Here is an 8,890-nt window from a genome sequence, read left to right on the forward strand (position 1 = left end):
ATATTATTGTAATGATTGTTATGTTTTACTCCAAGCAAAAAATCAAGTTGGTGTTCATTTACAGTAATTTATAATAATTTTTAGATCAAGAAAACCAAATTATACTTCTTGTCGTACATAAAGACATAACTAAATAACTAAATATATAAAACGATGAAAAAGAAACAACTTAATTTAGGTTTTGCTTCCTTACTAGGAGTAGCATTTTTGTCCCTTACAGCAATTTCATGTAATGACGATGATTCAAATGATATGATGGTAGCAGCAGTTGCTCCTGATGTTAATTTTACAGCTTTAACGAGTAATAACACCATTCTTACGTATAACGCGCGCAATCTATCTACTTCGACTTCTAGTGTGGCAATTGTTGGATTACCCACCTCAGAAAATATTGTGAGTATTGATTATAGACCAGCAACGGGACAATTGTACGGATTGGGTTCGTCAAGTCGGTTGTATTTTATCAATGAAAAAAGTGGGGTAGCAACTGCAATTGGCGCTACTTCTTTTGCGCCTGTAATTGCATCAGCTAATGCATCAATTGATTTTAATCCAACTGTAGATAGGATTAGATTGGTTACAGATTCTGGTCAAAATTTAAGATTGCACCCTGAGTTAGGAACAGTAGTTACTACCGATGGCGTTATAAATGGCGGTACAAATGCAAAAATTGGTGCCATTGCATACACTAACAGTATGGCGGGCGCTACAACAACCATGTTGTATGATGTTGATTTTGAGCAGGATAAATTATATTTGCAAAATCCTCCTAATGATGGGACTCTGCAAGTTGTGGGGGATCTAGGCGTTAACTTTCAGGGGGTAGGAGATATGGACATTTTACCTGATAACTCTACCGCATTAGCGGTTACCAACAATGCTAATCTATCTACATTATTCACTATTGATTTAGCTACAGGTAAAGCAGTTGATGTTGGTAAATTTGCAAATTCGGTGATTAGTATTGCTTTTAAAACAAATCCTATTGCTTATGCTACAACAAGTACTAATATGTTGTTTCGTTTTAACCCAACAACTGGTACTAATAATTCAGTTGCTCTAACAGGTTTAGCAACAAATGAATCTATCGTAGGACTTGATTTTAGACCTGCAAATGGTGGATTGTATGCTGTATCAAATCAAAGTAGACTTTTTACAGTGAATACAGCAAACGGTGCCTTAACTGTTGTAGGTTCTACATTTGGAAGTGCGTTAATAGGGACTGCTTTTGGTTTTGATTTTAATCCTACTGTTGATAGAATACGTTTAGTAAGTAATACAGGTCAAAATTTACGTTTACATCCAGATTTAGGAACGGTTGTAGCAGTTGATGGAAATTTAAATCCAGGAACTCCAGCTGTTACTGCAGGTGCTTACACAAATAATATAGCGGGTGCAACAACAACGGTTTTATTTGTAATAGACTCACAAACAGATACTCTTTTCCGTCAAGATCCACCTAACAACGGAACTCTTGTATCCATAGGAAGTTTAGGAATTAATGTAGATGCTGATAGTGGATTTGATATTGGAGGAAATAGTGCAACAGCATTTGCATTGCTTAAAGTAAATAACGTTACCTCTGTATACAGCATCAATCTTACTACAGGAGCTGCCACAAAAATCACAGATGTAAATGTTCAAGCTACTGCAATGGCTGTAGGTTTAGGTTTTTAATATTTAGTTAGTTTTGTTTTGAATTAGTAAGCCGACTCCTTGCAGGGAGTCGGCTTGTTTTTTTGATTACTTTTTATTTTAAAAATGCAATGCAAAACCAATGTTTAACTGGAACGTATTGTCATAAAACTGCTTGTGTGTTGCAAAATTATATCGTACTCCAGGTTCAATACTCACATTTTTTCCTAAAAATAGTGCATAGCCTATTTGTGTTCCTACGTAGGTAGGATTTAAATCAGGTTCACCAAAGCCTATACCGTTATAGGACAGTTCTACAGGAATCATGCCTTTGATATAATATTTAGCACCAACTTTATAGGCAATTGGTTCACCTACACCATCTATTTCTCCATAACCCAATCCTAACTTTAAAGCTAGGTTGTCTTTTATAAAATAGCCACCTTCAGCGCCAATGTTAAAGGCGTTTACACCATTAGTATTGCTAAAATATAAAGCTGTAGAACCTACGTTGTTACCAAAACCTGTATTGGCTTCAATAAGCCACTTTCCTTTTAAGAGCTGACCGTCTTTTGCTTGTCCATTTGCAAATGCAAATGCGCATAATGCAAATAATGTTGTTGTAATTTTTTTCATATCTATTTTTTCCAGTAAAAGTAGAAATTAAACTTATTTACGTATGATTTTTAAGGCATATTTAACTTTCGTGTCTGCTTCGAAAAATACGTCAGCTAACTGCAAGTGTTTTTAATGCATCTGTTACACTTTTTACTTGAACTAACAAAATGTATAGTTGATGTTGTTTTGTTTTTCTAAATAGCACAAAATAAATGCTGTTTATAGCATTGAAAGCATGATATTTATCAGTTTTTAAACGGTTTTCTTTCGCGATTTTTGTGGTTTATATATAAAACTCATTTTAGCATGACTACACGTAAACCACTTCATACCTTTCATATCCCAGTTATGGGACTTGCTTATACGATTGATAGCCCGATACGAGTGGCTAAGTATGGAATTTCCTCCGTGATTTCAATTATGGATGATGAACTTATCGAAAAAATGAATGCTTTTTACAGTAAGAAATTCGATTTACCGTGTCAGGAAATAACCCAAAAAATACATGACTATCGGGCAGAACGTATTTCTTCTTATCTGAATTTGGTAGACAAAATCGTGAAGCAAAAATTCGAAAATTTCAAAACGGAATTATCCGAAAGTAAATCAGCTTTGGAAAATTATATCGCCATGCTTCCTAACAAATCAACGATTAAAGCGGGTCTACAAAACTTGATGCAGGACGGTTTTGCTTTTAAAGAAAATATCAAAAATTATCTGGAGAAAAATCTTTTCCCAGGTGATATTGATGTTAATATTATGACCAAATTAGATAAGGACAATTTTATCAAAGACGAACAATTGCCAATTGCTTTTAATGATGCACATGCTGCACTTCGCGGGTTTGTGAACAGTACGTTAGAATCTTCGGTTGTTTTATCGGCTGGTATGAATCCAAGATTATACAGCTATTTCGAAAGTTTTTCGGCTTTCTTTCCAGATAAAAATAATGCACCGAAAAAGAAAATTACACTAAAAGTGAGTGACTTTCGTTCTGCTATGATTCAAGGGAATTTTTTGGCTAAAAAAGGACTTTGGGTTTCTGAATATCGAATCGAATCAGGACTGAATTGTGGTGGACATGCTTTTGCTACCGAAGGCTATTTGTTGGGACCTATTCTGGAAGAATTCAAACAGAAAAAAGAGCAATTGATTCAATCTGCTCATGAGTTGATGGTGAAAGCGTTGGGGCAAAAAGAAATGCATGTTCCGGAACAACCTTTGGATTTAAAAATCACGGTTCAAGGCGGCGTAGGGACTGCTGAAGAACATGATTTCCTGTTGGAACATTATGAAATTGATTCTGTGGGTTGGGGTTCCCCGTTTTTATTGGTTCCTGAAGCCACTTCGGTTGATACACACACCAGAGCGCTATTGGCTAGAGCCAAGGAAGATGATTTATATTTAAGTCATATTTCGCCGTTGGGAATTCCTTTCAATACGTTGCGAGGAACGACGAATGAAAAATTAAAATTGAAACGAATTGAGGAAAGCAAAGCAGGAAGTTCGTGTCCAAAACGATTTTTGGCGTTAAGCAAAGAATACGATGCGAAAGGAATTTGTACATCTTCTAAGAAATACCAAGATTTAAAACTAGAAGAATTGCTACTCGAAAAAGATATTTTACCAGCAGAAGTTTTCGAAAAAAAGAAAAATAGCATTACGGAGAAAGCCTGTCTTTGTGTGGGTTTAGCAAATGCGTCGTATCTTGAAAATGACATTAAGATAAAAGGGCAGGCACAAGGCGTAATCATTTGTCCAGGACCCAATATGGCGTATTTTGATCAAGAAGTATCGCTGTCTAAAATGGTACAGCATATTTACGGAAACGCTTCTGTATTGACGGTTACTGATCGTCCAAATCTATTTGTGAAGGAGTTAAAAATGTATTTGGATTATCTGAAAAATGAAATTTCAGCGGTTACCGAAGAAATAACTTTGGGACAAATTAAAAAATGGAATTCGTTCAAAAATAATTTGCTAGAAGGGATTGAATACTATGAAGATTTATTTTCAAAAACTCCATTTTTCGAAAGCGCCAAATGTCAGATTCAGAGTCAACTTAATATTTGTAAAGTCGCACTAATTGCTATTGAGATTCCAAAATTAGTGACAGCGTAATAAAAACAGGCTTGAAATTTTCAAGTTTATTTTAAAAACAAAAAAAAAGAGCTTCAATTGAAGCTCTTTTTTTATAAATATAGTTTTAGAACAGACTTATTCTTTTAATCTACAAGATTTTACATCACCATCAACTACAACTTCGGTCATCCCTAATGAAGAAAGGTTTTTCATGGCTTTATCCCATTTTTTACCACTCAATTGAGATTGGATTTTCAACAAACCAAATTCCATTTGATTGTTATTTACTTGTAAAAGTGTTACAATTAATTTTTCGTCTTCTTCAAGCTCAATTTTAACTTGTTTTTTCTCAGGACGCATTTGTGGAAACAACAATACTTCTTGAATAGATGAATTATTGGTCAAGAACATCATTAAACGATCCATTCCAATTCCTAATCCAGATGTAGGAGGCATACCATATTCCAGTGCTCTCAAGAAATCTTCATCAATAGTACCGTTCGCTTCGTCATCACCTTTTTCTGCTAAGCGCATTTGGTCCTCAAAACGCTCTCTTTGATCAATAGGGTCATTCAATTCAGAATAGGCATTGGCAACTTCTTTACCACAAACCATTAATTCAAAACGTTCTGTAAGTTCTGGATTATCACGGTGTTGTTTACAAAGCGGAGACATTTCTTTTGGATAATCAGTAATAAACGTAGGTTGAATGTAGTTTCCTTCGCATTTAGCGCCAAAAATTTCATCAATAAGTTTTCCTTTCCCCATGGTTTTGTCTACATCAATGCCCATGCCTCTAGCTGCTTCAAACAATTCGGCTTCGTTTTTACCAGAAATATCAAAACCGGTAAAATGCTTGATAGAATCCGTCATGGTAACACGTGCATAAGGCGCTTTAAAATTTACCGTATGTTCGCCAAAAGTAGCTTCGCTAGTTCCGTTAACCGCTATGGCACAATGCTCTAGTAGGTTTTCGGTAAATTTCATCATCCAGTTGTAGTCTTTGTAGGCTACATATATTTCCATAGCGGTAAATTCCGGGTTGTGCGTTCTGTCCATTCCTTCGTTACGAAAGTTTTTTGAGAATTCATAAACCCCATCAAATCCACCTACAATCAATCTTTTTAAATACAATTCATTTGCAATACGCATGTAAAGCGGAATATCAAGTGAGTTGTGGTGTGTAATAAACGGTCTAGCCGCAGCACCACCAGGAATAGGCTGTAAAACAGGAGTTTCAACCTCAAGGTATCCTTTGTCATTAAAAAAAGAACGCATAGCGTTAAACAATTTAGTTCTCTTAATAAAAGTAGCTTTTACATGATCATTAACCGTCAAATCAACATAACGTCTGCGGTATCTTTGTTCAGGATCTGCAAAGGCATCGTGTGTTTTTCCGTCAGCATCTGTTTTTACAACTGGTAATGGTTTTAGAGCTTTAGATAGAACACTAAGTTCATGAACATGCACTGATATTTCACCTACTTGAGTCTTAAAAACCGTACCGCGCACACCAATAAAATCTCCAATATCCAATAATTTTTTGAAAACAACATTGTACATCGTTTTCTCCTCATCATTTGAAATATCATCACGAGAAATATATACTTGTATACGTCCTTCGGCATCTTTCAATTCAGCAAATGAAGCTTTCCCCATAATGCGTTTTCCCATCAATCTACCTGCTAAAACTACCTCTTTGCCTTCGTACTTTTCAAAGTCAGCAAGGATTTCACTTGAGTAAACTGTTGTAACAAATTCTGCTGCAGGATAAGGCTCAATGCCTAGGTTTCGCAATTCTGTGAGAGCCTCTCTACGTAATATTTCTTGTTCAGATAATGCCATTATATGCTGTTTTTAAGTCTGCAAATATACTATTTAAGTTTTAAAAATTAAAGTTTATCAAGGCCCCTTTTTTTTCTTTTTTGATGCACACAATAACCTTTCAATTGACGCCTATTCCTGCTATTCGCTCTATCTTATTTTCTTGTAAAAACAAGAAAAAAAGGATGCCGCTACTATCAGGGCAATACTAGAAAATATATTTTTTCAGCAGTCTAAAAGTAGTATAATTCATGTATATTTGCTTTCAATTTTATCAACGTAGCTCTTATGAAAAAATTCTTAGGTTTAATAAGCCTCATTTTATTGACAAGTTGTCAAATTACCGAAACACTTACTATAAATGGCGACGGATCGGGTAAAATAACTCAAGAAGTTTTAAGAGATGAGCAAAGCTATCAATTGTTAGTGGGAGAGGAATATTCTAAAGAAGAAGAATACCAAGATACTACCTATGTTTTTAAGGATGTCATCGCGAAAAACCAAGAAACTTTTTCGAGACTAACAAAATTTGAAAAAGAGGTTTTCGGAAAATTCAATCCAGTAACGGTTCATATAAAAAAGAGTTCAATCGAGAAGCATTTCAAAACTACTTTTACGCAAGAATTTAAGGTAGTTGAAGAAGTGGCCGACCTTTTAAAAACCGAAAATTATGTAAGTGATATTATTCATAATTACGCATTGGCTGCCGAGGAACATTACTTTAGTGTACAATACAGTTATGATGGTAAAATTTTCAAACGGATTGTTAAAATCACAGATCCAGAAAGACTTAAAACGGAACAAGCAAGAGTAGAGGCTAACAAAAAATATTACGCTTCATTAAAACTTGTAGAAAATTTTGTGCTCAAATACCAGTTTCCATTAAAAATAAAATCGGTTTCAAACCCAAATGCTAAAATTAGTTCTGATCAAAAATCATTGCAATTAGATTTTAAAATCACAGATTGTCTATACAATCCAGACAGTACTAACTTAGAGGTGGTTTTGGAGTAATAATGAGTTCGGATTCTTTTGTAAAGAGTTTGTATCTTTGAAAAAAAATAATATGAAAAGAATAGTAGTATTTCTTTTGATTCTCATTTCAATAGTGAGTTGTACCATAAAAGAGAAAATGGTAATAAATGAAAACGGTTCAGGAACATTTTCGTATGGATTTGATATGGCTGCTTTATTAAAAATGGGAGGACCAAAAAGTGACTCTGCAAAAGTTTCTAAAAATGTAGATACCGTTTTTACATTCAAGGAAATGTTTGCGAAAATGAGTGACAGCATTGGTAAACTCTCTATGGTAGAAAAAGAACAGTTAAAATTGCTTGAGGATTTTAAAATTAATTTAAAAGTCAATGAAGAAAAACAGCTGTTTGAATACAATATGGCATTTGATTTTGCGTCTTTAGATAGCTTGAAAAATATGGTGTCTCCTCTAAAAAGTGCTGAGGTATTATCATTATCAGATAAAAGGTTAGGAGGTAAGGTTTCTAAAAAATCAGAGGACGAGAATGATTTTAGAACTTCGTTTGCTTATGATGGTGCTAGTTTTGAAAAGAAAGTATTAGATAAAAATAATAAAGAAATAAAAAATGCAGTGTCTACTTCTAAAAATAAAAAAAAGAGTGCTAAAAAAGAAGCTGATGATGAATTCTCAAAAAAAATGGAGGATATGTTTAAGGAATGTAAATATTCTTTAGAATATCATTTCCCAAAAAAGATAAAAAGCATCTCATTAAAGGACGCTAAGATTTCAGAGGATAAAAAAAGCTTTGTGGTTGAGATTCCTATAGAAAACTTAAAAGCGAATAGTGATCAACTAGGATTTAAAGTGCTGTTTGAAAATTAAATAAAATGAATAAAAAAATCCAACTTCAAGATCTAGGAAATAAAGATTACAAAGCAACTTGGGAATACCAGGAAGAATTGTTCAAGGGTATTGTAGATTTAAAAATTCAGAATCGTCGAGAGGAACTTGAATTGGCAACACCTAATTATTTTCTTTTTGTAGAGCATCCGCATGTATATACACTTGGTAAAAGTGGTGACTTGACTAACTTGCTTTTATCTGAAAAGCAACTGGAAGCCAAAGGTGCTACTTTTTATAAAATTAATAGAGGCGGTGACATTACCTATCACGGACCAGGACAAATAGTAGGCTACCCAATTATCGATTTAGAAAATTTTTTCACAGACATTCATAAGTACCTTCGTTTATTAGAAGAGTCAATTATTCTTACACTACAAGAATATGGTGTTGCCTGCGGCCGTAGCGAAGGAGAGACTGGTGTTTGGCTTGGTGTAGGAACACCATTTGCCAGAAAAATATGTGCCATGGGAGTTCGGGCATCGCGTTGGGTTACCATGCATGGGTTTGCATTGAATGTAAATGTGGACTTAGGATATTTTGACAATATTATTCCGTGTGGTATAAAAGGAAAAGCTGTGACCTCCTTAAACGTAGAGCTAGGAGTAGATTGGGTAAATGAAAAAGAAGTAAAAGAAAAAATCCTGAATCATTTTAAAAATCTTTTTGAGTGTACTCTTGACCAAAAATAAATTTTCATAAGCTCGGAGGTCATTTTCTAAATCAAAAACGGAAAAGACGAGCTCAAGCCTATTTATAATTGTCAATTTTTTTGTCTTAAAAAAACGTTTTTTTTTTTTTGATTATATATAGGTGTAAAATTTTTTTAATTAATTATTTTAATAGAATTTATTG

General features: G+C 34.1%; 7 protein-coding genes. 5 read left to right on the plus strand and 2 right to left on the minus strand.

All coding sequences use genetic code 11. From position 1 onward, the window contains the following. Positions 1 to 153 precede the first annotated feature (153 nt). Positions 154 to 1,677: a DUF4394 domain-containing protein gene (locus DNC80_RS14050; RefSeq protein ID WP_182651748.1), complete on the plus strand. Its 1,524-nt coding sequence runs from the start codon at positions 154 to 156 to the stop codon at positions 1,675 to 1,677. A 78-nt stretch (positions 1,678 to 1,755) separates the two neighbouring features. Here DNC80_RS14050 and DNC80_RS14055 read toward each other — a convergent pair whose 3' ends face one another. Next, positions 1,756 to 2,271: a hypothetical protein gene (locus DNC80_RS14055; protein WP_182651749.1), complete on the minus strand. Its 516-nt coding sequence runs from the start codon at positions 2,269 to 2,271 to the stop codon at positions 1,756 to 1,758. Positions 2,272 to 2,559: 288 nt separating this feature from the next. Here DNC80_RS14055 and DNC80_RS14060 point away from each other — a divergent pair, with 288 nt between their 5' ends. Next, the gene (locus DNC80_RS14060) at positions 2,560 to 4,374 is read left to right on the plus strand and encodes a hypothetical protein (protein WP_182651750.1); all 1,815 of its coding nucleotides are present in this window, start codon (positions 2,560 to 2,562) and stop codon (positions 4,372 to 4,374) included. Positions 4,375 to 4,470: 96 nt separating this feature from the next. Here the strand turns inward: DNC80_RS14060 and lysS are convergent, their stop codons facing one another. Next, entirely contained in the window at positions 4,471 to 6,180 is a 1,710-nt protein-coding gene (gene lysS, locus DNC80_RS14065; protein WP_182651751.1) for a lysine--tRNA ligase, read from the minus strand. 267 nt (positions 6,181 to 6,447) lie between these two features. On the opposite strand from lysS, the gene DNC80_RS14070 reads away from it, so the two are divergent. From DNC80_RS14070 to lipB, 3 genes are read left to right on the plus strand one after another with little or no spacing between them, the layout of a single operon-like run. Next, a complete protein-coding gene (locus tag DNC80_RS14070; protein ID WP_182651752.1) occupies positions 6,448 to 7,173 on the plus strand; it encodes a hypothetical protein in 726 nt (241 codons plus the stop codon). 52 nt (positions 7,174 to 7,225) lie between these two features. After that, entirely contained in the window at positions 7,226 to 8,017 is a 792-nt protein-coding gene (locus tag DNC80_RS14075) for a hypothetical protein (RefSeq protein ID WP_182651753.1), read from the plus strand. A 5-nt stretch (positions 8,018 to 8,022) separates the two neighbouring features. After that, positions 8,023 to 8,727 (plus strand): lipoyl(octanoyl) transferase LipB, encoded by a 705-nt coding sequence (gene lipB / locus DNC80_RS14080; protein ID WP_182651754.1) that lies wholly within the window; start codon positions 8,023 to 8,025, stop codon positions 8,725 to 8,727. The last annotated feature ends 163 nt before the right edge of the window (positions 8,728 to 8,890 follow it).

It is taken from the genome of Flavobacterium sp. SOK18b (assembly GCF_014156605.1).
GTDB lineage: Bacteria > Bacteroidota > Bacteroidia > Flavobacteriales > Flavobacteriaceae > Flavobacterium > Flavobacterium tiangeerense.

What these genes read in the sequence shown, in the direction of transcription:
- lysS (WP_182651751.1), bottom strand. Translation starts at nt 6,180, where the DNA reads ATGGCATTATCTGAACAAGAAATATTACGTAGAGAGGCTCTCACAGAA.
- lipB (WP_182651754.1), top strand. Translation starts at nt 8,023, where the DNA reads ATGAATAAAAAAATCCAACTTCAAGATCTAGGAAATAAAGATTACAAA.
- DNC80_RS14075 (WP_182651753.1), top strand. Translation starts at nt 7,226, where the DNA reads ATGAAAAGAATAGTAGTATTTCTTTTGATTCTCATTTCAATAGTGAGT.
- DNC80_RS14050 (WP_182651748.1), top strand. Translation starts at nt 154, where the DNA reads ATGAAAAAGAAACAACTTAATTTAGGTTTTGCTTCCTTACTAGGAGTA.
- DNC80_RS14070 (WP_182651752.1), top strand. Translation starts at nt 6,448, where the DNA reads ATGAAAAAATTCTTAGGTTTAATAAGCCTCATTTTATTGACAAGTTGT.
- DNC80_RS14060 (WP_182651750.1), top strand. Translation starts at nt 2,560, where the DNA reads ATGACTACACGTAAACCACTTCATACCTTTCATATCCCAGTTATGGGA.
- DNC80_RS14055 (WP_182651749.1), bottom strand. Translation starts at nt 2,271, where the DNA reads ATGAAAAAAATTACAACAACATTATTTGCATTATGCGCATTTGCATTT.